Source organism: Sporocytophaga myxococcoides DSM 11118, assembly GCF_000426725.1.
Classification (GTDB): domain Bacteria; phylum Bacteroidota; class Bacteroidia; order Cytophagales; family Cytophagaceae; genus Sporocytophaga; species Sporocytophaga myxococcoides.
On the sequence record NZ_AUFX01000004.1, the window covers coordinates 228,755 to 251,531 of the forward strand.

18 protein-coding genes are annotated in these 22,777 nt (G+C 36.3%); 13 read left to right on the top strand and 5 right to left on the bottom strand.

Annotated features, from left to right (window positions below):
- Nucleotides 1-72 precede the first annotated feature (72 nt).
- The 10 genes from K350_RS27300 to K350_RS27315 all read left to right on the top strand — a co-directional run bounded on the left by K350_RS27300 (nucleotide 73) and on the right by K350_RS27315 (nucleotide 12,788).
- A complete protein-coding gene (locus tag K350_RS27300) occupies nucleotides 73-441 on the top strand; it encodes a hypothetical protein (protein ID WP_051312848.1) in 369 nt (122 codons plus the stop codon).
- 77 nt (nucleotides 442-518) lie between these two features.
- Nucleotides 519-1,574, top strand: a complete 1,056-nt coding sequence (locus K350_RS0103875; protein WP_028978776.1) for a transporter — start codon at nucleotides 519-521, stop codon at nucleotides 1,572-1,574.
- An 11-nt stretch (nucleotides 1,575-1,585) separates the two neighbouring features.
- Nucleotides 1,586-2,407, top strand: a complete 822-nt coding sequence (locus K350_RS0103880) for an MbnP family protein (protein ID WP_156026915.1) — start codon at nucleotides 1,586-1,588, stop codon at nucleotides 2,405-2,407.
- Complete coding sequence (locus tag K350_RS27305) at nucleotides 2,397-2,795, top strand: hypothetical protein (RefSeq protein ID WP_051312849.1); 399 nt, start codon at nucleotides 2,397-2,399, stop codon at nucleotides 2,793-2,795. Before K350_RS0103880 ends, K350_RS27305 begins: the two co-directional genes overlap by 11 nt.
- A 410-nt stretch (nucleotides 2,796-3,205) precedes the next feature.
- Nucleotides 3,206-5,296: a DUF6242 domain-containing protein gene (locus K350_RS0103895; protein WP_028978778.1), complete on the top strand. Its 2,091-nt coding sequence runs from the start codon at nucleotides 3,206-3,208 to the stop codon at nucleotides 5,294-5,296.
- A 333-nt stretch (nucleotides 5,297-5,629) separates the two neighbouring features.
- The gene (locus K350_RS0103900) at nucleotides 5,630-8,392 is read left to right on the top strand and encodes a T9SS type A sorting domain-containing protein (protein ID WP_028978779.1); all 2,763 of its coding nucleotides are present in this window, start codon (nucleotides 5,630-5,632) and stop codon (nucleotides 8,390-8,392) included.
- Nucleotides 8,393-8,630: 238 nt separating this feature from the next.
- Nucleotides 8,631-9,227, top strand: a complete 597-nt coding sequence (locus K350_RS0103905) for a Crp/Fnr family transcriptional regulator (protein ID WP_037573912.1) — start codon at nucleotides 8,631-8,633, stop codon at nucleotides 9,225-9,227.
- 200 nt (nucleotides 9,228-9,427) lie between these two features.
- Nucleotides 9,428-10,408, top strand: coding sequence for an NAD(P)-dependent alcohol dehydrogenase (locus tag K350_RS0103910; RefSeq protein ID WP_028978781.1), 981 nt, complete (start codon nucleotides 9,428-9,430; stop codon nucleotides 10,406-10,408).
- Between the two features lie 346 nt (nucleotides 10,409-10,754).
- Entirely contained in the window at nucleotides 10,755-11,864 is a 1,110-nt protein-coding gene (locus tag K350_RS0103915) for a fatty acid desaturase family protein (protein WP_037574158.1), read from the top strand.
- 444 nt (nucleotides 11,865-12,308) lie between these two features.
- Entirely contained in the window at nucleotides 12,309-12,788 is a 480-nt protein-coding gene (locus K350_RS27315) for a hypothetical protein (protein WP_051312851.1), read from the top strand.
- Between the two features lie 463 nt (nucleotides 12,789-13,251).
- Here the strand turns inward: K350_RS27315 and K350_RS0103925 are convergent, their stop codons facing one another.
- Nucleotides 13,252-13,461, bottom strand: coding sequence for a helix-turn-helix transcriptional regulator (locus K350_RS0103925; RefSeq protein WP_028978783.1), 210 nt, complete (start codon nucleotides 13,459-13,461; stop codon nucleotides 13,252-13,254).
- Nucleotides 13,462-13,622: 161 nt separating this feature from the next.
- Between K350_RS0103925 and K350_RS0103930 the strand changes: the two genes are divergently transcribed.
- The gene (locus K350_RS0103930) at nucleotides 13,623-13,931 is read left to right on the top strand and encodes a hypothetical protein (RefSeq protein WP_028978784.1); all 309 of its coding nucleotides are present in this window, start codon (nucleotides 13,623-13,625) and stop codon (nucleotides 13,929-13,931) included.
- A gap of 246 nt (nucleotides 13,932-14,177) precedes the next feature.
- Here K350_RS0103930 and K350_RS0103935 read toward each other — a convergent pair whose 3' ends face one another.
- From K350_RS0103935 to K350_RS0103945, 3 genes are all read right to left on the bottom strand, one after another.
- Complete coding sequence (locus K350_RS0103935; protein ID WP_156026917.1) at nucleotides 14,178-14,810, bottom strand: toxin-antitoxin system YwqK family antitoxin; 633 nt, start codon at nucleotides 14,808-14,810, stop codon at nucleotides 14,178-14,180.
- 328 nt (nucleotides 14,811-15,138) lie between these two features.
- Nucleotides 15,139-15,507 (bottom strand): DUF7674 family protein, encoded by a 369-nt coding sequence (locus K350_RS0103940; protein ID WP_028978786.1) that lies wholly within the window; start codon nucleotides 15,505-15,507, stop codon nucleotides 15,139-15,141.
- Between the two features lie 97 nt (nucleotides 15,508-15,604).
- Entirely contained in the window at nucleotides 15,605-16,702 is a 1,098-nt protein-coding gene (locus K350_RS0103945) for an acyltransferase family protein (protein ID WP_028978787.1), read from the bottom strand.
- 1,400 nt (nucleotides 16,703-18,102) lie between these two features.
- Here K350_RS0103945 and K350_RS0103955 point away from each other — a divergent pair.
- A complete protein-coding gene (locus K350_RS0103955) occupies nucleotides 18,103-19,446 on the top strand; it encodes a hypothetical protein (protein ID WP_028978789.1) in 1,344 nt (447 codons plus the stop codon).
- 435 nt (nucleotides 19,447-19,881) lie between these two features.
- Complete coding sequence (locus K350_RS0103965; protein ID WP_028978790.1) at nucleotides 19,882-20,799, top strand: alpha/beta hydrolase family protein; 918 nt, start codon at nucleotides 19,882-19,884, stop codon at nucleotides 20,797-20,799.
- Nucleotides 20,800-20,957: 158 nt separating this feature from the next.
- On the opposite strand, the gene K350_RS0103970 is transcribed toward K350_RS0103965, so the two are convergent.
- Complete coding sequence (locus tag K350_RS0103970; protein WP_028978791.1) at nucleotides 20,958-22,739, bottom strand: acyl-CoA dehydrogenase family protein; 1,782 nt, start codon at nucleotides 22,737-22,739, stop codon at nucleotides 20,958-20,960.
- Nucleotides 22,740-22,777 lie beyond the last annotated feature (38 nt).

Sequence of the window (22,777 nt, forward strand, 5' to 3'; positions counted from 1 at the left end):
GCTATCAACGTCTAAACTTTTTATACATTTATCGCTTTTAGAATTTCCAATTCTCTATTTATATTTGTCAAGATGAACAAATTCATAGCCCTCTTTCTGGTATTGATCGTGTTGCTACAGAGCAATATGAAACTGATCCTTGTGGGTTATTATGAATTGAATAAAAGCTACATCGCTGCCAATTTGTGCGAAAACAAATTAAAACCAGCTCTAAAATGTGAGGGTAAATGCTTCCTTCAGAAAAAAATCAAGGCTCAGGAAAAACAGGAAAAGAAATATGCTTCTTTCCTGAAAACGATGGATGAAATTATATTTATCAAATCTCACTTTTCGTCTTTTACACATTCGCTTTCATTTTTCTATATAATAAAGAAAGAAGTTGTCTATATCGCTAAAGGCTATACCTCTCCTTTGAAGCTGATATTCCAGCCTCCTCAATAATACTACAATCACTACTCATTGTGCTTATATCTATATAAGCAGTCAAAAATCTCTTTCACATAAAAATATATACTAGAATGCAAATGCAATTCAGGCTTTGCCTGTTATTCATATTTGTCATTCATATAGCATACGGACAAAGCGACTCGCAAGAGGTTTGCAGTGCTCATTGCTGTTTTGATGACCCCACTCCTGCCGGAGTTATGATCAGCCACGCACATGAAAAAGGCGAATGGATGTTTTCGTACAGATTCATGGCTATGGACATGAAAAATGTCTTGGAAGGCTCTCATAAAGTTACCTCAGACCATGTCTTTAACAATTACCTTATGTACCCTGATCATATGCGCATGGATATGCATATGCTCATGGCCATGTACGGCCTTAGTGATAAGATAACCCTCATGGCCATGCTGAACTACAATTACAATCGCATGACCATGACCATGCATCCGGGTATGCAGCATAATCATGGAGGGACAAGTGAAGAAAGCTCCGCAATGAAGATGAAAACTTCAGGGCTTGGAGATATTAAACTTAGCCTGATCTATAATTTACTTAATAAAAATAATTCACAACTGCTTCTTAGTCCAGGCATAAGTATTCCTGTAGGAAGGATTAACATTACGGGTAATGCAGAAAACATGTATGATGGTATCAGACTTCCTTATGTTATGCAAATGGGTTCTGGAACCTGGGATTTTACACCTGTAATTAATTACTTCTATAATAAAACGAGATTTTCATTTAGTTCACAAGTTTCTTCTATTATAAGATTAAACACCAACAACCTCGGGTATAAACTTGGCAATGAACTTACCTTAAATAACTGGATAGCATATAAATGGTCTAAGCCATTTAGCAGTTCCGCAAGATTGGAGGCATGTTCTTTGCAACCTATAAAAGGTGAAGACAAAGATCTGCCGAAAGATTACGAGCCAGGAAGCAATCCCGCTAATTATGGAGGAGAGAAAGCCTTTCTGTACCTGGGCACTAATTATTATTTAAATACAAGCTTCTTAACCGGCAGTAAAATCGGTCTTGAATTTGGACTTCCTGTTTATCAAAATCTAAACGGACCACAAATGGCTCAACGCTTTACATTATTTGCCTCATATTCAATAACTCTTTAATGCATTTCAGAATGAAAAAAAAATTTAATTATCAGTCTTTAATTTTCACAACCATCATATGCATATTAATGATTGCAGGCTGTAAAGATAAAGACGATCCCACTCCATCCAATCCTACAGATACCACTGATACCGAGCAACCCTACAATGGCCCTACAGGCTTTCTTCGTTTGCACCTGCATAATTATATAGATCAGGAAGAGGTGCTTGGCCCTAATGAAATATACACAAATAATGCTGGAAGAAAGATTTCCTTCAGCAGAACGAATCTTTTTATATCAAAGATAGAGCTTATAAAGAAAGATGGTTCAGTATATAAAGTTCCGGGTAAAATCATCCTAAAAAATGTTGATGAGGACACATACGATATCGGTGACGTACCTCCGGGTTTTTATAAGTCCATTCGTTTTTATGTAGGGCTTGATGAAGAAACTAATAAGAAATCACCTTCCTCTGCTACCGATGTATTGAGCAATCAATCTATGTGGTATGGCTCATCTGCTCAACCTGAAGGATATGCATTTATTAATTTTGAAGGAAAGATAGACACCACTACCAATGGTGATGGGTCTGAAGGAAACATGCAGCCATTCAGCTATAAGCTCGGAACTTCAAAAAACTTCAAGCAGGTAGTTATGCCGGAATATGAATATGCAGTGATTGTGAACAAGACTCAATTTCTTCATCTTTATCTAGACTGGAATCAGTTCTTTAGGAATGTTCCTTTAAACAACAATGCTAACCTGAATGTATCCTCAATTGAAGTACCTGCAAAGGATATTGAAACAATAATTGGTAACAATATAGCTTCTATGTTCAAATATGAAGAATAAGAACATATTTGTTTTATTACTGACTATTATATCGCTTTATGGCTGTCAGTATGATACACAGAAACAAGATCCATGCAAACTTGCCCTTCAGGATAGTGTATCTTTTAAAGGTGATCTTCTTCCTATCTTTCAAAAAAATTGTGCTACAGGTTTCGAATGCCATGCTGGGCAAAGCCCTGCAGGAGGTCTTAACCTTGAACCAACCCAGGCATATAATAACCTGATAAGGCCTAAGAGTGGTTATGTAGACACAGTTAACCCATCCAGAAGTTTATTATATGCAGCTCTTATTTCTGTCACTCAACCTATGCCTCCAAATGGAAAGCTTGACGATTGTTCTATAGAGCAAATATTACAATGGATGGATCAAAATGCAAAGAACAACTAAAGCATGAAAAAATATCTTGCAATAGCGTTTTCATTTATCCTATTATTGAACTGTTTCATGAAACTGATCATTCTTGCAGAATTTCATGTAAACTGGCAATACATTGCAAGTCATTATTGTGTTAACAGGAATATTAAAGACTCAGACTGTAAAGGCCATTGTTATCTTAACAAAAATCTGAATCAGGAAAAAAAAGATTCCAAATCACCTTTGGCAAAAACCAAAATCACAGAAGAATCTTTTGAATGCATTTCCATCAACTTATTTAATTGTTTAAAAAAGATTTCTCAAAAGTCATTTTTAATCTGCCAGGAAGACATTCTCCAAAGCTTTCTGAATAAGATTTTCAAGCCGCCTACGCAATCATTGGTTTTGCAATTAATAATCTTTAATTTTTAATTAATAAAACAATGAAAAACATAAATACATATAAATACTTAAGAAACATTTTTCTGATTTCAGCTTGTCTGATTTCAACTGTAACAGTTGCCCATTGGAACTCAAAAGGACCTTTCGGAGGATCTGTTTCATGTATGCATACGGCTGACACAAATACATATGTAGGAACCAATGGCGGTGGAGTCTTCAGAACCACCAACAAGCAAGGTGTGAAATGGGTGGCTACTAATGCAGGATTAAAAAGCGGTAACATCACATCAATTACATCTATTGGGAGCTATGTACTTGCTGGCACTCCAGACGAAGGAATATTTCTTTCAAAAGATTTAGGTAAAAACTGGCTTCAGGTAAACTCCGGTTTAGGGTCCCCAAATATCACAGCACTTACATCCAGCGGAAAGTATATATATGCTGGAACTAAAGAAGACGGAGTTTTCATGAGCGCAGACAGTGGCTATACATGGAAAGCTGCTAACGAAGGAATTACCAATAAGAAAATCACATCTCTTACCACATTCAATCAAACTATCATTGCGGGAACAGATGGAGGAGGTATATTCATGGTTATGATTGATACTGAACTTTGGTCGGGAACACAAGGTGGCATTCAAGAGAGAAAAATAAATTCTGTTATAATCAATCCTTCATCTATGCTATTAGGAACAGATAAAGGAATATACATCAGTAGCACAAGCGGAACACCTTGGACTTTATTAAATGATGCTTTGTCCAATACATCTGTAAATCAACTTTACCAGAATGGAGATGTTATTTATGCATGCACAGATATCGGACTTTTCACATCTCCTCAAACAATAACCTGGACCAAGTCTTCTCTGGGATTAACTTCTGACACAATCACTTCTATAACTGCTTTACAATCGAAACTATTTGTTGGAACCAAAGCAGGTATATTCTCATCTCAGGCATCTCAATTAAGTTGGCAGAAAGCGAACGAAAGCTTTTTCGGATTAAACATAAAAGGTCTTGCCATTAACGGAACCGCAATAGTTGGAGCAACCAAATTAGGAGTTTATTACATCTCTGAAACAGGAGCTTCATATACTGCAAGAAACAATGGGCTTCTTGACAGCTTAAGTGTATCAGACCTAAACTTTTCAGGTACAAATCTGATCGCTACAACACTTGCAGGAAAAGTATACATAAGTGCTGATACGGGGAAAATATGGATATCTCTAAGTTCCGGATTAAACGGGGATCCACTCGTAAAAATAGCTGTAAGAGAAAATAAATTATTGGTAGCTACTTCAACTGGAAAAGTATTTTATTCAAACCCAACCAATATCAATTGGATAGAAATGAGTTCCGGATTGCCAACAGGATTAAAGATTACAGCTTTGATTGCAAATGGAGCAGACGCATACCTTGCCGCAGAAGATGAGGGCGTATTTAAACTATCTCCAGGTGCAGATTGGCAAAATTTCAGCTCAGGGTTGACCGATTTAAAGCTAACATCACTAGCAATAGTAGATGGGACAATTTTCGCTGGAACTGATGGAAGTGGTGTATTTTCAACTGCAACAACAGCAGACTCATGGAAAGAAATAAATAATGGTCTTCCTACTCTAAACATCACATCTCTCTGCGCAGCCAATCTTGTATATGATGGTGTTACTTATCCATATGTTTATGCGGGATATAAAGGCGGTGTATATTTTTCCTTTAACAAAGGTGAAGAATGGAGAAGTCCAGACATACTTGCAAACCTTCCGCTCTATGCTGACATAACGCAAATTGCTCTATCAAGCAACAGAATATTTGTAGGCACTCCGAACAATTCCATATACTCAAATGGAAAAGGTGAAACAAAGCCAGTTGTGGCTTCAATCTTTTCAAAAGGCTCTGATGAAAATACATTTATGATTTATCCTAACCCGGGTAAAGAAAGCTTTAAAATAAACTTTGCTTCTCAACAGGAGAAAATCAAAAACATATTCGTTTATGATTTCTCAGGTAAGGCAATTGATAACTTTATAGCTTCGGAAGATGGTTTAAAAATAAATGCTCCCCAAGGAATTTATTTTATACGCATTGAAACAATAGATGGCAAGAACTCTGTTGAAAAGTTAATAATTCAGTAAAAGTCTTGATAAATTATACGATAAAGGCTGCTTCCGAAAAAGAGGCAGCCTTTGTCATTTATACAGAATCTTCACGCCGAAAGATTGGCATCACAGAAATTAATTAAAAATAAAATCGCTTTACTTCCTTTTTGAAACATTCCAGACAGGTCTATTTTTCTGTACAGTTCAACAAAACTATTTCTGAAACAATCGAAATAATTTCAAAACGAATCCCATTTTTAAGTACTAAAGCTATAAGTACTAAGTAACTAACCAAAAACCTTCGACCAAAAATTCTGTTTAATGGGCTTATCAGAAATTTTTACTAAACCATTTAAAATTTCTCTAACTATGAAAACACCTTACAATTACACCAAATGGTCAGACTTTAAAGCCTTCTGGCTTTTGATCATGCTTATAACTATAGCGGGAAATGGTCATGCCCAGGTGCCATGTCTTTCAGCAACCACTCAGACTAATGCAGTAAATGGAGTTTGTTTCGGCTGCTCAATTACAAACCCTGAGAGGGCTGTCGACAATAGCACTTCATCTTTTTCAATTTTAACCAACATGTCACCACAATTCGGGAATACAGAGCAGAAGCTGAAACTTCCTGTAACCGGAGACGCAGCAGACAGTATTAAAATATTGTTATCATTCTCAGGCCAGATTTCACAAGTAGCTTTGATTTCAAATGTCTATGTAGCAACTTATATTGGTAATACATCTAATAATAACCAGGTATCAATTACTTCTTCGAATGTGAACTTAAAATTATTGGAGCCAAACCCTAATCTACCTAACTTACAATTTGCTAATATTACCATAAAGCCAGGCCAGGCATTTGACCGGGTACAAGTAATGATCAAACCAGCGAGCGGCCTTCAAGTTGAGCATGTAAATATACATAATGCATACATTGTAGTACCATCACCAACTGTTGCTGCAAAATCTATCACCCTCTGCGGATATGGCAATAATGCTACCTTAAAGGCAACCGGCCCTTCAGGTGTAACCTTTAAATGGTATCTGCAAGCAACGGGTGGAGTTAGTGCTCACACAGGGAGTTCATACTTTCTAAGTGATGTCAATCAATCCAAATCCTATTATGTAGAATCTTCAAAATATGGATGTGCTAACTCAAACAGAACACTGGTATCGGTGATTGTTGGCGACATCCCTGATATGCCGGTAGGTAAAGGAGATTATATATGCAGCGGAGAAAGTGCAACAATCTACGCTTCGTCTGCAGGCTCCGCAATCAGATGGTATTCTCAGCCTACAGGAGGATTAACCATAGGGAGCAGCAGTCCTTATACTACAGCCCCGTTAACCTACAACAAAATATACTACGCTGAAGCAATAACCAGAGCAGGATGCAAAAGCCGGGAAAGATGCCCGGTCCCGGTAACAATACTGAAAGAAGGACAACCCATCATCAAATGGTCTCATGGTCTTGCTAATAAAAATGCTATAAAACCGTTGATAACTAATGATGGCTACATCGTTGGAATAAATTATAACGGAAACATTGAACTGATAAAATACGATGCCGATGGAAACCAGCTTTGGTTAAGAATATACGGAGGATCTCAAGACGACAAAATTGCTTATCTGACACAGGCCATTGACGGAGGATATATTATAGCAGGTACTACGAAGTCAAGCGATGGTGATATTACGGACGGGAATAACGGAGAGTATGATATTTTTCTCCTAAAAGTAGACAACAATGGTGACCAGCAGTGGAATAAAACTTTTGGTGGAAGCAAAAATGAAGAACTGGTTGATTTTATCCTGACACCTGACAATAATTATCTAATCGGAAGCAACACACTATCAAACAATGGAGATATTACGGATGGAAATAACGGAGCATCTGATTACTGGCTTCTGAAAATAGATGCTTTGGGCAATAAGATCTGGAATAAAACATTTGGAGGATCAAATGATGATAGACTAGTCAAAGTATCCCCTGCTGCAAACGGAGGATATATTGTTGCCGGCAATTCGTTTTCAACTAACGGAGACATAACAGATCATAAAGGGGAAGAAGATTTCTGGATAGTAAAAACGAACAATTCCGGAACTAAACTATGGACCAAATCTCTCGGAGGAAGTGATGAAGAGGATTTAACCAATATGATTACTATGCCCGATGGTTCATCCATCTTTGGAGGATATACCCAATCAAGCAATGGAGATATTCTCAACTTTCACGGTGTTCAGGATTGCTTTGTAGCAAAGTTAGATCAGTCAGGAAATAAAATCTGGGCTAAAGCTTACGGAGGAAGTGACGTTGAATTCCCCTATTCAAAGAGTATATTATTACCGACAGCAAATGGAGGTTTCACAATGGCCGCTATTTCCAGCTCTGATGACGGGGATATAAACTTACCAAACAGTTTTGAAGGGCTTTGGATATTTAAAGCAAGCAGCCAGGGCATCATAACATCCTCGCGAATATATGCCTCGGCAGTGGTTACTGGAGACATATTGAACATTCCGGGAGGAGGACTTTTAGTTGCAGTCGCAACCAGAGAAAATGGAGGCGACGTCACAACCCCGCCTCATGGGCCCATTTTTCTTTTCTATGACCATTGGATTTTCAAAACAGATCAATATGGAAACATTATTTGGGATGGAACTTACGGCTCCTCCTATGAAGATTACGCATCTACAATACAAACAACTCCTGATGGAGGAATATTGATAACAGGTACCGGCGGTGCCTTTGATGGCGATATAGAGGGCCCTGCAGGTTTTAGTGGAGCCTGGATATACAAACTGAAAGATGATGCAAACTGTGGCAATTTGAGAACCGCAGGTCACTCAAGCGCTTATGAAGCATCTTCAACAAATGACATATCGAATATTGCATATCCTAACCCATTCTCAGATAAGCTAACTTTAAAAATGGACCTTGAAAAAGATGCATCAGTAGTCATACAGATATACAATGAACAAGGAGTTGAAATCAAAAAGATTTGCGGAGAATATCAAAAGGGTAACAATGAAATCAACATAAATACCTCTGAATTGCAAAGGGGAATATACCTATTTAAAGTTGCTCAAAATGAAAAAGTCTCCAGTCTTAAAGTTGTAAAATATTAATCATTATACAATGAATGAAGTATTGCGTCGACCCGCGATGTCAGCCCTTTCGACCTGACATCATATTAAAGTTGGTACATTAGTAAAATCATTTTAGATACTACAACACAGGCTGCTCTCAAAAGGGCAGCCTCTGTTGTTTATAGGTACATCAGAAGACTTTAATCATAAACAATTATTAAACTAAAAATCACTATCTTAATCTCTGATTTCATATAGAAGGCTGAAAATTATTGAAATGGACCAGAACCAAAGCATTCCCGGCAGTAATGAACTTATAAAATATATTTCTAAATACATTAACCTTACAGAGGATGAGACCAATGCTATTCTGAAAGATCTTGATATAAGATTTTACAAGAAAGGGGACATTCTGATAAAAGAAGGCGAGGTTCCGGAGCTTTGCTATTTCATTTTTAAAGGTTGCGTACGCCAATATTTCAATAAAGACGGAGAAGAAAGGACCACTGAATTTTATACAGAAGGCCAGCCTATTGCTGTTTTTCAGGGAACGAATGTGAACAAAAAATCATCGTTTTATCTTTCTTGTCTTGAGGACTGTGTGATGTCTGTAGGACCAATTGTAACTCAGGATACAGCTATTGATCCCAAATTTATAAACCTTTGCAAGACCGCAGCGGAAGATGAACTTTGCAGAACTCAGGAAACTTTAGCCATGTACCGCCTTACCAATCCGGAAGAAAGATACCTTGAATTGATTAAAACCAAACCAGAACTTATTGAACGTGTTCCCCAATATTTTCTCGCCAGCTATCTTGGAATAAAACCGGAATCTTTAAGCAGGATAAGAAAAAGATTAACTAAGAAGGCCTAATCATTTATAGTTTTTCCTAAATTCATTTCTTAACCAAAGTCAATGAGCTTAACTGAAGCATGATTTATTTTTGCATTAATTTTAAAAAGGTTTAAAATAAAACATGGACCAATACGACTACAGCTATAACCAGGGAAACACTTCTTACTTGTTTTCTCGAAGCCATTTTAGTTTAATGTCAATCTTTTTAATCTGAATAAATGAAAGCAGCTTATTATACACTATATGGAAGTCCCGACAATTTTTCAATAAAAGAAGTGGATATACCTTTTCCTGGTGAAAATGACTTGCTGGTAGAAGTGCATACAACTACAGTAAACAGGACTGATTGTGCTATACTTGAAGGCTCCTGGCTGATGCGCCTGTTCACAGGATTCTTCAAGCCTCAAAAGGCAATACCTGGAACAGACTTTGCCGGAAAGGTTATAAGAACTGGAAAGAATGTAACCCAATTTAAGCCTGGGGACAAAGTTTTTGGCTTCGATGATATGGGACTTCTTTCACATGCACAGTTTCTTGTTGTCAACTGCAATAAAGCAATCTCACATATCCCTGAAGGCTTATCTTATGAAGAAGCAGTGGCTTCACTTGAGACAGTCCACTACGCTGTTAACTTTATAAACAAAATCAAGACACATCCCAGACAAAAGGTTTTGATCAATGGAGCTGCGGGTGGAATAGGCTCTGTGCTTGTACAATTGTCGAAATATTATGAATTGGGTGTAACTGCAACTTGTCGCACAGAACACGTGGGTCTTGTGACGGAGTTAGGAGCCGATAAAGTAATTAACTATACCAAAGAAGATTTCCTTAACACTGATGAAAAGTTTGACTTTGTATTTGATGCTGTTGGCAAGAGTACTTTTGGTAAATGCAAAGCAATATTAAAGGATGGCGGGATATATATATCATCGGAACTTGGGCCTAATGCCGAGAATCCATTTCTGGCGCTTATCACGAAATTTACAGGCAGTAAAAAAGTAAAGTTTCCTATTCCCTTTGACACAAAGGCAAGCATTAAATTCATTCTTGGTCTGATTGCCAAAGGAAAATTCAAACCGGTGATAGATAGAACATATACTCTTGAAGAAGTTCAGGATGCATTCAGGTATGTAGCTTCAGGGCAAAAGGTGGGGAATGTTATACTGATGGTTTATAAGAATGGCAAAAGCCAGGTATGAAATAATTTGAAAGCCTAGCAAATTATGAAGAACTAGCTGGTCTAGCTGGCGTCCGTTTGAGGCGTGCCCAACTCCTCCACACTCTATCAAGGAGTTTAAATCAGTACCAATCGATTATTCAAAGAACTCTACAAACATTTTAGGAAGAGTAAATGAAATATTATTAAAAACAATTCAATTTCTTTTTGCCCTTAGGATATCAATTATTTGAGCTCTATTAGAAATTTGTAACTTTTTTTCTTCCCTCGATTCCAGGATGCAAAGAGGTTTATGCTCAAAACTCTTCCCAATAAATGGAACAATTCCCCTATTCAATTTCGTTATCAGTCATTCACAAACCTCCAGAATGTCTCAACACATAAAATTTTCAAAATCCAGTCCGGATTTCTTTGGAAGCTTAAACAAACGCGTTGGAGAATATTTCAAGATAAATGAAATTTCACGTCACGCAAATAGGCAGATGTATGTTAAAACCATCTTCATGTTTTGTTTATACCTTGTTCCTTATGCATTCATTTTAAGCGGTGCCGTTTCAAACCTATGGCTGTTAACACTGATGTGTGTCATAATGGGATTTGGCACTGCAGGAATTGGGCTTTCGGTAATGCACGACGCGAATCACGGAGCCTATTCAGCAAAACCCTGGATCAATAAATTGCTGGGCTACTCATTGAACCTAATAGGAGGAAACGCTTTGAACTGGAAAGTTCAACACAATGTATTGCATCATACTTATACCAATATTCATGAAGCAGATGAAGATATCAGTCCTCGCGGGATATTAAGAATGTGCCCCAATTCTAAATGGTTGTTCTTTCATAAATTTCAGCACATATATGCCTGGTTCTTTTACGGATTACTCACTCTCGTATGGATTGTATTTAAAGACTTCATGCGGATTATCCGTTACAGCAAAGACGGAATGCTGAAGAAACAAAAGGCAGATATACGTCAGGAGTGGACCATTCTTATTGCGACAAAGCTTATTTACATTTCATACATATTTATTCTTCCTGTTATTCTCTTAAGTATAGCATGGTGGAAGATTTTGATTGGAGTAGTGATATCACAGTATGTAGCGGGTTTCGTTTTAGCTATCATATTTCAGCCAGCGCATGTAATTGAAGGTTCTGACTTCCCATTGCCAGATGACAATGGCAATTTAGAGAATAACTGGGCTATTCATCAGCTTCGCACAACAACAAATTTTGCTCATAAAAGCACTTTCTTTTCCTGGTTTATAGGAGGGTTAAATTTTCAGATTGAACACCACCTATTCCCTAATATCTGTCATGTTCATTATAAGAAAATCTCTGAAATAGTCAGCCAGACTGCGGAGGAATTCGGTCTACCTTATAAGAACGTAACAACTTTTCGTGGTGCGATTTTAAGTCATGCCAGATTGCTAAGGGAACTAGGTAAGCGACCTGCAGTCGTTCCTGTTGTTAGCAATTAAATAAGTTTATAGAGAAGGAAACCATAAAAAAGGCACGGCTTAAAAACCGTGCTTTTTTTTATGGCAAGCAAATTAATTCGAAGATTAAGGAACTAATTCTACAAAAGCTGAAATCTTGATATCTTTTGCTAATGCCCACTTTGATTATAATTAAACTATTTTTTAATACTGTTTCCCTATAATCACTTCTTTTATACTACTTAGTTTCGCCCCGTATTACTCTTAAGTTATTTAATCCACACCCCATATGAAAATCATTTTCTCCTGTTAAGCAATATGTATTTGTATATCTGATACTTGCGCAATAAATAAAATCTTATTATACTCGCACCATTCAACCAGCAGGATCACTATCGGAACTTTTAATCAACCTTTCTTGCTGCTTTAGTCTTTGCTTTCAACAGAAAGAGTAAATAAATTTTTCAACCTAAAACACATTTTATAATGGAAAAAAATGTAAGTGCAGCAATCACTGCAGAAGAGCTACAGTCAGTGATTTCATTCATTCAACAAGCTGAAGCAATATTGCCGTTTCTCATTTCACTAAGCAATGAGGAAAGGCATCAGTTACCAAAGTTGGGCTCCAAGAGCGTTGACTTTGTGAACGACTCATCTGAAACTGTTAAGGCATTCCCCAACATCATGCCTCCTACTTTTGATAAGATGGAGTTCGTAAAAGACTCTGATCTTGTAAAAGCACTTATCACGATCAAGATGGTATTAGATTCTTTTCATCAAAAAGTAGATGATACCTTAATGGAAGTGGGTAGTGAAGCTTTCAGCAAAGCTCTGGAGGTATATGCACAGGTTCAGTTCCAGAAAGACAGTGTACCAGGATTGAGATCTGCCTACGACAAATTGAAAGTCCGATTTGCAAGAAGCAAATACAAACAGAAAGAGGATGATCAAATTGTCAATAATTAAAAACTGAAGGGAGGTAACACTCCCTTTTTTATTTTTAAAACTTAAAAAGACCTCATCCTAAATCCTTCTCCTGAAGGAGAAGGACTTTAATTCACCTAAAATTGACTCCATTTCATTCAACATTGGTTCTTTTTACTTAAAAATTCAGTCCTTTGCCTGAAACATTGATTCTCTTTGCCGGAATCTTGACTCCATTTCATTGGATTTTGAGTCTTCCTTGTGAAAATTTCAGTCTTTGAGCCTGAAATTTGAGTCTTTTACATTGGAAATTGACTCTTTCTGTCCGAAAATTCGAGCTAAATGACTGAAAATTGACTCCTTTAGAATCAATTTTCGAAACGAAAGAATGAAAATTCAGGGAAATAAAATCAATACTTTGACAGAGATAGGGAATTTTTGAGGAAAGAGATCAAATTGATCAGAAGAAAGTATAAAGAGCTCCCTAAATAACTATGACGGCTTTCTATTTTGTAGAAACCAGTAATTCCCGGACATTCACATCCAGCGCTTTTGCTATAGCAAATAAAGTCTCCACTGTAGGTTGCATATCATTAGTACACCACTTTGAAACTGTGCTTCTATTCATGTCAATTGCTTCTGCCAACCAAATATTTGTCTTGCCTTTTTCGGCCAATACAGCTTTTATTCTATTAAAAATTGGTTTTTCACTCATTTTAATTGTCTTACATGCAATTTTATTGGCAAAGTAAGCATATTTAGCAAATTGACTCAGCCTATAAAATATCTATATTATCAATTTAAATATATATTATATCATACTTAATTGCCTCTAAAGCAATTTCAAATTATATTAGCATTATAAATCAATCAGCTATGGAAAAACACAAAAACCTTATCATCAAGATCCTTGTCCAGGACATGAAACATGAACAACTTATCAATGGCCTCAAGGAACTAGGCCTGGATAGCGATATGCATGGTTTAGAATTAGTAAGTGTTGTGGCAGAATTAATGGGCTCTCCCGAATTGAAATCAAACTCAGACTGGTTCGATAGCTACATGAATTTTTTAAGCATGGCAGACCAATATGAAATAACAGGCAATGGCAGAAATCTAATACCGCTTGCTGAGACTTGTTATATGTATCTGAAGAAATGTATGGAGAAGGCGATGATGGAGTGAGCTATCCTTGCGAGGTTATGCAAGTTTCAATATATGCAATTTCTATATTTGAAATGTGTGATTTAATAGAAATGCATTCTGCACATAGGTTCTATTTATGGTTAATATCAAATGCTGCTCATTAGGAAAGGGAGACGCCAGCATGGCGTCCCTACGGGAGATTGGGAAGATAAACGAAATGGCCCGTTTTGTTTGCAATAAAGCTACCCACCCAGCTGGTCAGCCTTGTTGCAAACTTGACTACTCTTAATTTTCGCCCTTCTTACTTACATCTTCCTGCCAATTAGGATATGATTTTATCAGTAATATTGAATCTTCTTTATCAAGATAATCTAATTCTCCTTTTAATTCTATCAATTTTCCAGATCCCGAAAACTCAATTATTTTTTGGTTCAAAGGATCCCGATTATTTGTTATTCTTCGAAGTTTTCCATTAAAAAAATAACTTTTTGCGATATCATTAATATATGTGCTTTTTAAATTTCCTTCGGGAAAATATACTTTTTGAAATAATCTTTGACCATTATCATATTCCTCATGCAGCATCAACTCTCCAGTTTCATAATATGCCTTAACTTCACCATGAAACTTTCCATCAATGTATCTCCTGATTATTTGAGGTTTCCCACTTTCACTAAAAACCGTGTCATTCCCGTATGGAACGCCATCCTTAATGTGGTAAGCTCTTAATAACAACCCCTTCTCATCATATTCAATCACCCGACCATTGGGCACTCCATTGGATATTGGAGTAATTTTTTTAACTGTTCCATCTTCGTATTTTTCCGTTATCTGAGATCTCACTTCTTTTTTCTCATATGAGCAAGAAACCACAAAGACACCCCATGTCATTACTATTAAAATAAATTTGTCTCTCATATTATTCTTTAACTTCTCATATTGAGTCTAACTATTTAATAAATACAACTTATGAATTATGTTCATACCTTGGCTGGCGCGCGTTTTCAAAACACGCGCCAAACTACACTATACTCTACAACAAACCCGCATCATAACTTATATTATTTCAAAGTAAAAATAGGCAGATATAAAAAACTTACTACCCTAATCTTTTCGCAAACACTTGCATTACAAATGAGAATGCGCTTTATTCACTATTCATCTTTTCTTTCTATAAATCTTCCCCTATCACAAATTGCACGCTTTACAAAGAGCGCTAACTCCGAGAATAAATGCGGGCCAGGGGTTAGTTTTTTCGTGTCCAAAAGTCTATATTTTCTTTAAAAAGGTTATAAGCCTTTTTGGATAAGTATAAGGATGAATATTGAACATAGATTTGGCCTTTATCATAAAATCCAATTGAAATATCCGTTCCAAACATATCCAAAACAGCTGCATCACCATTCTCAACCATTAAATTTAGAAATCCAAAACACCTCTTCAGTAATTCTTCATTTGCGGAAACTTCATCTATAGTTTTTCTAATAAATGCACCAAAAAAACTTATTTGCAAATAAGGATTAGTATCGAAAAAGACATCTCTGTGATTTTTATGTTCAGGAATAATTTCATATAAAAGTTCTAAAATATTTTCACTGTTAATAATCTTTTCCATTAGAAATCTATAGTCTGTTGAGATAAAGTATTTATAGCTTGTTTTCTTGCCTAATTATATGGATACATACTTTCTTTGCTATCGAAATTACAGTAGATCAAATCACTCTGCTTGGATACAATTTATCTCTGACCTGCAAAAATCTTTTTTCAATGCTCAAAGTCATGAGCATACCTATACTGATACTCAGTATTGATGTGGTAAAGAAAATCAGATATTGATTATCCAATTTATAATATAAAAGAAGCTCTGAAATATGTGTATTTATAAAAGTATGAATGACGTATATAGAAAAAGAGCTGAAGCCGATTTTACATATGCCATCAACAACTGAAGCAGATAACAAACTGTTTAATTTGTGATTTATATCTTCTGTCAAAAGAAAATATACTAATATTATTGAGAAGGAAATATATAACAATGTAAAACCAATTGTTTTTGCAAAAAGCGAAGGGACTGCATTGACAAAGGGCGTCCAGCAAAGTCCTGCAAGAGCTATACTCAGAAGCCTATATTTATAACTGTTAAATATTTTGATCAGATAATCTAACTTAAAATAATAGAGATAAGAGACAAATACTCCTGCTAATAAAGAATCTAAGCGGAAGTGAGTTCGTGTAAATATCTGTACAGATTGATCCGGATGTTGGATGTTTGCATAGAGTCGAAGAGAGAAACATAATACTCCTATTAATATAAGTAGCATACCAAATGTTCCAATACCTGAATTGTTCTCTTGTTTTTTAAACTCCTGTGAATTAAGTTTTATGTAAGCCCAGAGGAAAAGAGAGAATCCTATATAAAAATGTTCTTCTACTGCCAGTGACCAGCTGGGTCCATACGCATATCCCCATTTCCAGAAATAATTTTGCACAAAGGTTAAATCAAACAACATTCCTGAAATGTTTAACCCTCCATTGAATAGGATAGGAATAAGATAAACGATATAAAATAAGTAATAGATTGGATAAATTTTAAAGCCTCGTCGTATAAGAAAGCGGGCAGGATTGACTGTTCCATGTTTTAAATACTCTTTAAACAAAAGTCCTGAAACAAGGAATCCACTCAGGACAAAGAATAAATCTACCCCTATCCATCCCATTTGACTTGTAAAAGAAAACAAAGGCTTATGCCGTGCAAGAACCAGTATAATTGCTATTCCACGTAAGAAATCCAGCTCTCTTAATCTATTCATTAATAAAATTATTATTCCAGCAAATATAAATGATTTAGTTTTCTCGCTTAGGGATAAATGAGAATAAGAAATACTATTGCTTCCTTCCGTAACGAAAAAGATATTAAGTTATTGAAAGATAGCTTTTGGGGAAATGCTTAGAAATTCTGACAGACGCAGTTTTTAAAATGCGCCCAACTAGACTATACTATAAAACAAACCCTCATTATATCATTACTCATATTATTTTAAAATAAAAATAGCCAGCTATAAAAACCTGGCTACCCCTGAATCTTTTCGCAAACACTCGTATTATAAATGCGAATGCGCTCTATCAATGTACATCTTTACTTTCTATATATCTCTCCCTATCACAAATTGGACACTTTACAAAGAGCACCAGCTTCTAGAATAAATGATGGCCAGCTGGGTGTCTTGCGGGGAAGCCACGGAACAAGCGCGCCAGCCTTCTGAAGATTTATCCGGCTGGACGGCTGGTTAATGAATTAGAATCCTCTCGTCTTAAAATATATTGGAGAAAATAAGAAAAAGAGAAACAGGATAAAAACAAACAAAAGACTTCCCCAATAATATTTTTTATAATTTATAGCTCTATAATTTCCTTTCTCAATACATTTTTTTTTTACATAAAACCAAAAAAGATAATCTGTTACTATTAAAATAATTGATATTAATATATATACATATCTCTCACGAAAAATACTTAGACCAAATTGAAAAACAATAACTAAGAAAAAAAGAAATGAAACTTGCAGTATATAGGTTAATGCAAGCAAAACAATAACTGCATGATCTTCAGCTCTTCCTCCCCATCTATTAAATTTATTAGAATAATAAACAAAAGAGTTAAATATGTTGTTCATAAAATTTTTCATTCTTTTCATTAAGAAACTTTATCACTGTTTTGGTTCTGAGAAGAACGATTTACCAGCACTTGACAGGAGCGCATTTTGAAAACCTGCGCCCAACTATACTATGCTCTAAACAAGACCCTCATTACCTTACTCATATTATTTCAAATTAAAAATAGCCCACTTAAAAAAACTGGCTATCCCCCAAATCTTTTCGCAAACACTCGTATTATAAATCCAAATACGCATAATATGCCTCTTTACTTTCTATACATAACCGTCTATCACAAGTTGCACGCTTTACATTTGATAACGCTAACGTTAACCCTGCAAACCCTTTTATGATAAATGAACTACAAAAGTTTTATACAACTATGCAAAAATAATAGAACAAAAATATAATAAATCAGAAAACCCACCTCTGACTTTTTATTTTAAGCAGCCGAAAATATAAAAATTTAACTGCTAAGCATTTACACAAAACCTAGTTTAAAACTTATCCGTATTGCTGCAAACATAGCCTACAAAAAACTTTACTTTAAACTATTAATGAAAAAAATTCTTTTACTATTCTCAACTAGTATCTGCATTTCACTCTCCACCTTTGCACAAACTGATACAGACTCTGCCATTTCTTCCGACACTCTAACAGGTAATTCTTTGCTTGATATGTCTATCGAGGAATTATTAGGAATTGATGTGGTAGATAAAAGGTTTAAGCTTTATGGATACATAGACACTTATGCAGAAAAGACATTTGGTGTTCCAACTATTGTCGACGACAATAAAACCGGATATACAGATGTTCCCTTTGAATGGAATCCTGTCAGGAATTTTCACCTATACGGATCCGGAAATTTAAGCAACAACATTGATGTATTAATAAATATCGCCCGTACAACCAGCGATGGCTTAGAGATCAGAAATGCGTGGGGTAATTTTAAAATTAAGAAATACCTACAGGTAAAGGTTGGTAAAATGTACAGACGATTTGGCTTGTACAATGAAAGACTAGATCAGATCCCTACCTTTATAGGAATTGAACCTCCTGAATTATTTGATGTTGACCATTTGTTCCTTACAAGGACAACAAACTTTATGGTTCATGGCGCCTTTAATTTTGGCAACAAAGAACTCCAATACGCTTTAAGCTCAGAGAACGGAGAAGGCGGAGCAGCTAAAAATGTTATTCCTGTAGGCTGGGATTTAAGATTAAAAACCCCAACCACCATTATAGGTACATCTGGCTTTACATCCAGCATTAATGCAGCAAACAGAACAACTTCTACAGTTGACTTTGGAAAAGGCTCACCCAGAGGTGGCGTACTTCCATGGATGCAAGGGGATCACTATGGTGTGTATGGAGCCTTTATAGAAAAAGGAATTGGTAATTTGATTATCCAGGCTGAATACTGGGCTTCTCCGCACAAAGCAATCCGCAATGCCGATAATGTTCTTACCATGGTGAAAGAGGCTGGCATCAACAAAAATCAAAGGGAACGTTTCCTTGGAGCAGCTGCTTCAAAAGCAGACGCTGACTTGACAAAAGAGGATGTGGTCACAAAGGTTTCATATGTATCGAGCACATGGTATGTAAGAGTAGGTTATAATATCAATACAAAAGTCGGACAGTTTGTTCCGTACATATTCGCCGATTGGATGACTAATCCGGAAGTCATTAACAATAAAACTTATGGAGGCGATGAAGAGTCTGGTTTCGCAGATAATGGAATTTTCTTTAAACCTTCTTTGGGGCTTGTATACAGACCTATCCCAAGCGTTGCTATAAAAGTAGATGGCAGTATACATTCACAGAAATTTAATGGAAGAAATGAACTTTATCCGGAGCTTAGAATGGACTTTTCATTTGCATTCAAACAGTGGCTTCAGTAAAATTTCTTTCAGAAGTATAGTATATCAACACTCTTTCTCAAACCATTCCTTCATTTGTTAAAGAAACGAAGGAATGGTTTTCTTTTTTAATTCCCTGCTCATTCTCTCCGAAAGGATAGCCATAGGATTCACTTCAATCGATTTTTGTACTCAGAACAGAGACAGGTAACTCAAAGCAAGGAGTAGATAAAATCACTTCTCAAAGAATCCTTTTATTGAGGAACATTCAAAATTTTCCACTCCATTCTTTGAAACAAATTCAGCAAAATTTGCATAAGATGCCTCACTCTTAAGAGACAATTCTGAAGAGAAATCTATTTCTCCATACACTTAACTTTTAAAAGTTATTTTATATAAATTTATCATATACTTTATCAACCAGGAGTTATTATTCCAAACGTTGAAGTATTTTTTATTTACCATACAATTACAACTATGGATACAATGATTCAAACCAGTGCCGAAAGAGTAAAAACTTTTACAGCCATTGAGGCCAAGAGGCAGAATAAAAAGCAAAAGTCTTTTGTACTTTCATTAATCAGATTCTATTTTAAGCATCTTACCTTATTTAATGAAGACTTTGCAATTAACTTTGCAACAAAACTTTTTAAGACCACGAGGAGAAGTAAATTAAAGCAAGCTGAAATTGATTTTCTTGCCAGTGCCCAAAAGTTTGATATAACTTATAAGAATGAAAAACTAAAAGGATACTCCTGGGGTACAGATGGACCGGTGATTTTGCTGATTCATGGCTGGGACTCAAAAGCAGCACATTTCAAGGACTTCGTACCAACCTTACTTGCAGCAGGATATAAAGTAGTTGCTTTTGATGGGCCGGCCCACGGAAACTCTCCGGGAAAGCAAACGGATATGATAGATTTTGGAAATGCTGTGGAAGCATTAATGAGGGAGACAAAAGATATCAAAGGCATTATCGCACATTCATTTGGCGCAACTTCTGTTATTCATAAGCTTGCACATAATAATAATTTTCCAATAGAAAAACTTATAGCAATAAGTTGCTCTTTCAAACCACCTGGTGTTCTCACACGTTTTGGCTCCTTTCTTTGCATGAATCAATCTCTTATATCAAAATTAATTAAGGACTTCGAGAGAAAATACCCTGAAGCATCGGAGAATTTTAAAAACAGATCATATGTAAGAGCAGTCAAGGTAAAGGACATTTTACTCATCCATGACAGGAATGATCAGGTGATCCCTTTTAATGACACCTACGAGCTAATTGCTGCATGGGAGAATGCCAATTTTTTACTTACAGAAAATCTGGGACACAAACAGATCATTAAAGATCCTACGATTATTAAACATGTGATAGAGTTTATACAAAAGTAGTCCAACAATTACCATAAATGATTATAAGTAAAATGGAATTGCCGGAATATCCTCTATACAGAAAATACCTACTACTATCAGTAATATTCTATTAAATCAGAAAAGGCTGTCCTCCTAGAGAACAGCCTTTCTTTACTTATAATTGCGTATGAAAAAAATCAGAAAGGATATTGGTTTGCTTCAATCAGATATGCTGCCAATCTTCTTCTTGCATCTTTGGTATTATAAGGAATTACTTTCGTAAATCTCTTCAGTCCCATTAGCATCATTCTTTGCATATCTCCTTCAGCCATTGCATTGATAGCATTTTTACCTGCTATGTTTACTTTATCTGCAGCATCATTCAAGTAGATCTTAGCGATCTCCAGGGCATGTTTCGCAGCTTCTTCACCTTTAATGTTCTTTAGCTTCTCTGCTCTTAACAATGTCGACTCAGCAACATAAGTAAGGATTGCTATATCCGCAAGATTCATTACAATCTCTTGCTCATAAGCTAGCTTATCCATGTACTTTTGTGCCGCAGCACCTGCGATCATCAATAAGGCTTTTTTGAAATTTTTAATAGCTTTTTTCTCAGCAGCAAGGAAACCATCATCATCGTTCCCAAACTCCGGAATACCTGTTAGTTCTTTCTGAACAGCCATTGCAGGACCCATCAGATCGATCTCGCCTTTCATAGCTTTCTTCATAAACATATCAAGCGTAAGCAATCTGTTGATCTCGTTGGTTCCTTCAAAGATCCTGTTAATTCTTGAATCTCTGTAAGCCCTGTCCATCGGATAATCAGCTGAAAAACCATAACCACCAAATATCTGAACGCCTTCATCTGATACATAATCCAACACCTCAGATCCTGCCACTTTCAATATTGCACACTCTATTGCAAACTCCTGAGCTGCTCCAAGCAGAGCTTCTTCTTGAGATTTACCTTCGCTCATCAACTTCTCCTCTGAAGCATTGATATCAGCTCCGGCTCTGTACATTGCAGACTCTACAGCGAATATCTGTACCGCCTGCTCTGCAAGTTTATGCTGGATAGCTCCAAAATTTGCAATCGGTTGTTTAAACTGAATTCTTTCTTTTGCATACTGGATAGACAATGTACTTGTTCTCTTGGATCCACCAAGGGCTGCTCCAGCAAGTTTAATACGTCCAATATTCAGAATGTTGAATGCGATCAGGTGACCTTTACCTATCTGTCCAAGAACATTTTCTGCAGGCACTTTACAGTCATTAAAAAATACCTGCCGTGTACTTGATCCCTTGATACCCATCTTGTGCTCTTCGTTACCAAGCGTCACTCCAGGACCTTTCTCAACAATAAAGCCAGTAAATTTATCGCCGTCGATCTGCGCAAACACAATGAATACATCCGCAAAACCCGCGTTGGTAATCCACATTTTCTGACCATTGATAATATAATGTTTTCCATCAGGAGTCAACTCAGCCTTTGTCTTTGCGGCAAGGGCATCTGATCCGGATCCTGGCTCTGTAAGACAGTAACTAGCCTTAAGCTCACCTGTAGCAAGCTTCGGAAGATATTTTTGTTTTTGAGCCTCTGTTCCGAAATATAAAATAGGCAAAGTACCGATACCAGTATGGGCTGCTAGCGCAACAGCAAATGAATGCCCTCCACCAACTACTTCAGTCATCAGAAGCGACGTATTAAAGTCTTTTCCGAAACCATTATATTTTTCAGGTATAGAAGTTCCAAGTAAGCCCAGCTCTCCGGCTTTCACCAGAAGAGATTCCATAAGTCCAGGTTCCTGAACGTCTATTCTATCAAGGTTAGGAAGCACTTCAGTTCTCAAAAAATCTTTTGCCATGTCGGCAATCATCTTTTGCTCCTCATTAAATTCTTCAGGGATGAATATGCTATCGGCTTCAGTTTCTTTAACAATGAACTCGCCTCCTTTGATTTTCTTAGTTAGTGTCGTCATTTTCTTAATAGTTAATATGTGTATTAAGTTCTTAGGTT

Excerpts from the sequence above, each read along its gene's own strand:
- K350_RS27300 (WP_051312848.1), top strand. The coding sequence starts at position 73 with ATGAACAAATTCATAGCCCTCTTTCTGGTATTGATCGTGTTGCTACAG.
- K350_RS0103875 (WP_028978776.1), top strand. The coding sequence starts at position 519 with ATGCAAATGCAATTCAGGCTTTGCCTGTTATTCATATTTGTCATTCAT.
- K350_RS0103880 (WP_156026915.1), top strand. The coding sequence starts at position 1,586 with ATGAAAAAAAAATTTAATTATCAGTCTTTAATTTTCACAACCATCATA.
- K350_RS27305 (WP_051312849.1), top strand. The coding sequence starts at position 2,397 with ATGAAGAATAAGAACATATTTGTTTTATTACTGACTATTATATCGCTT.
- K350_RS0103895 (WP_028978778.1), top strand. The coding sequence starts at position 3,206 with ATGAAAAACATAAATACATATAAATACTTAAGAAACATTTTTCTGATT.
- K350_RS0103900 (WP_028978779.1), top strand. The coding sequence starts at position 5,630 with ATGAAAACACCTTACAATTACACCAAATGGTCAGACTTTAAAGCCTTC.
- K350_RS0103905 (WP_037573912.1), top strand. The coding sequence starts at position 8,631 with ATGGACCAGAACCAAAGCATTCCCGGCAGTAATGAACTTATAAAATAT.
- K350_RS0103910 (WP_028978781.1), top strand. The coding sequence starts at position 9,428 with ATGAAAGCAGCTTATTATACACTATATGGAAGTCCCGACAATTTTTCA.
- K350_RS0103915 (WP_037574158.1), top strand. The coding sequence starts at position 10,755 with ATGTCTCAACACATAAAATTTTCAAAATCCAGTCCGGATTTCTTTGGA.
- K350_RS27315 (WP_051312851.1), top strand. The coding sequence starts at position 12,309 with ATGGAAAAAAATGTAAGTGCAGCAATCACTGCAGAAGAGCTACAGTCA.
- K350_RS0103925 (WP_028978783.1), bottom strand. The coding sequence starts at position 13,461 with ATGAGTGAAAAACCAATTTTTAATAGAATAAAAGCTGTATTGGCCGAA.
- K350_RS0103930 (WP_028978784.1), top strand. The coding sequence starts at position 13,623 with ATGGAAAAACACAAAAACCTTATCATCAAGATCCTTGTCCAGGACATG.
- K350_RS0103935 (WP_156026917.1), bottom strand. The coding sequence starts at position 14,810 with ATGAGAGACAAATTTATTTTAATAGTAATGACATGGGGTGTCTTTGTG.
- K350_RS0103940 (WP_028978786.1), bottom strand. The coding sequence starts at position 15,507 with ATGGAAAAGATTATTAACAGTGAAAATATTTTAGAACTTTTATATGAA.
- K350_RS0103945 (WP_028978787.1), bottom strand. The coding sequence starts at position 16,702 with ATGAATAGATTAAGAGAGCTGGATTTCTTACGTGGAATAGCAATTATA.
- K350_RS0103955 (WP_028978789.1), top strand. The coding sequence starts at position 18,103 with ATGAAAAAAATTCTTTTACTATTCTCAACTAGTATCTGCATTTCACTC.
- K350_RS0103965 (WP_028978790.1), top strand. The coding sequence starts at position 19,882 with ATGGATACAATGATTCAAACCAGTGCCGAAAGAGTAAAAACTTTTACA.
- K350_RS0103970 (WP_028978791.1), bottom strand. The coding sequence starts at position 22,739 with ATGACGACACTAACTAAGAAAATCAAAGGAGGCGAGTTCATTGTTAAA.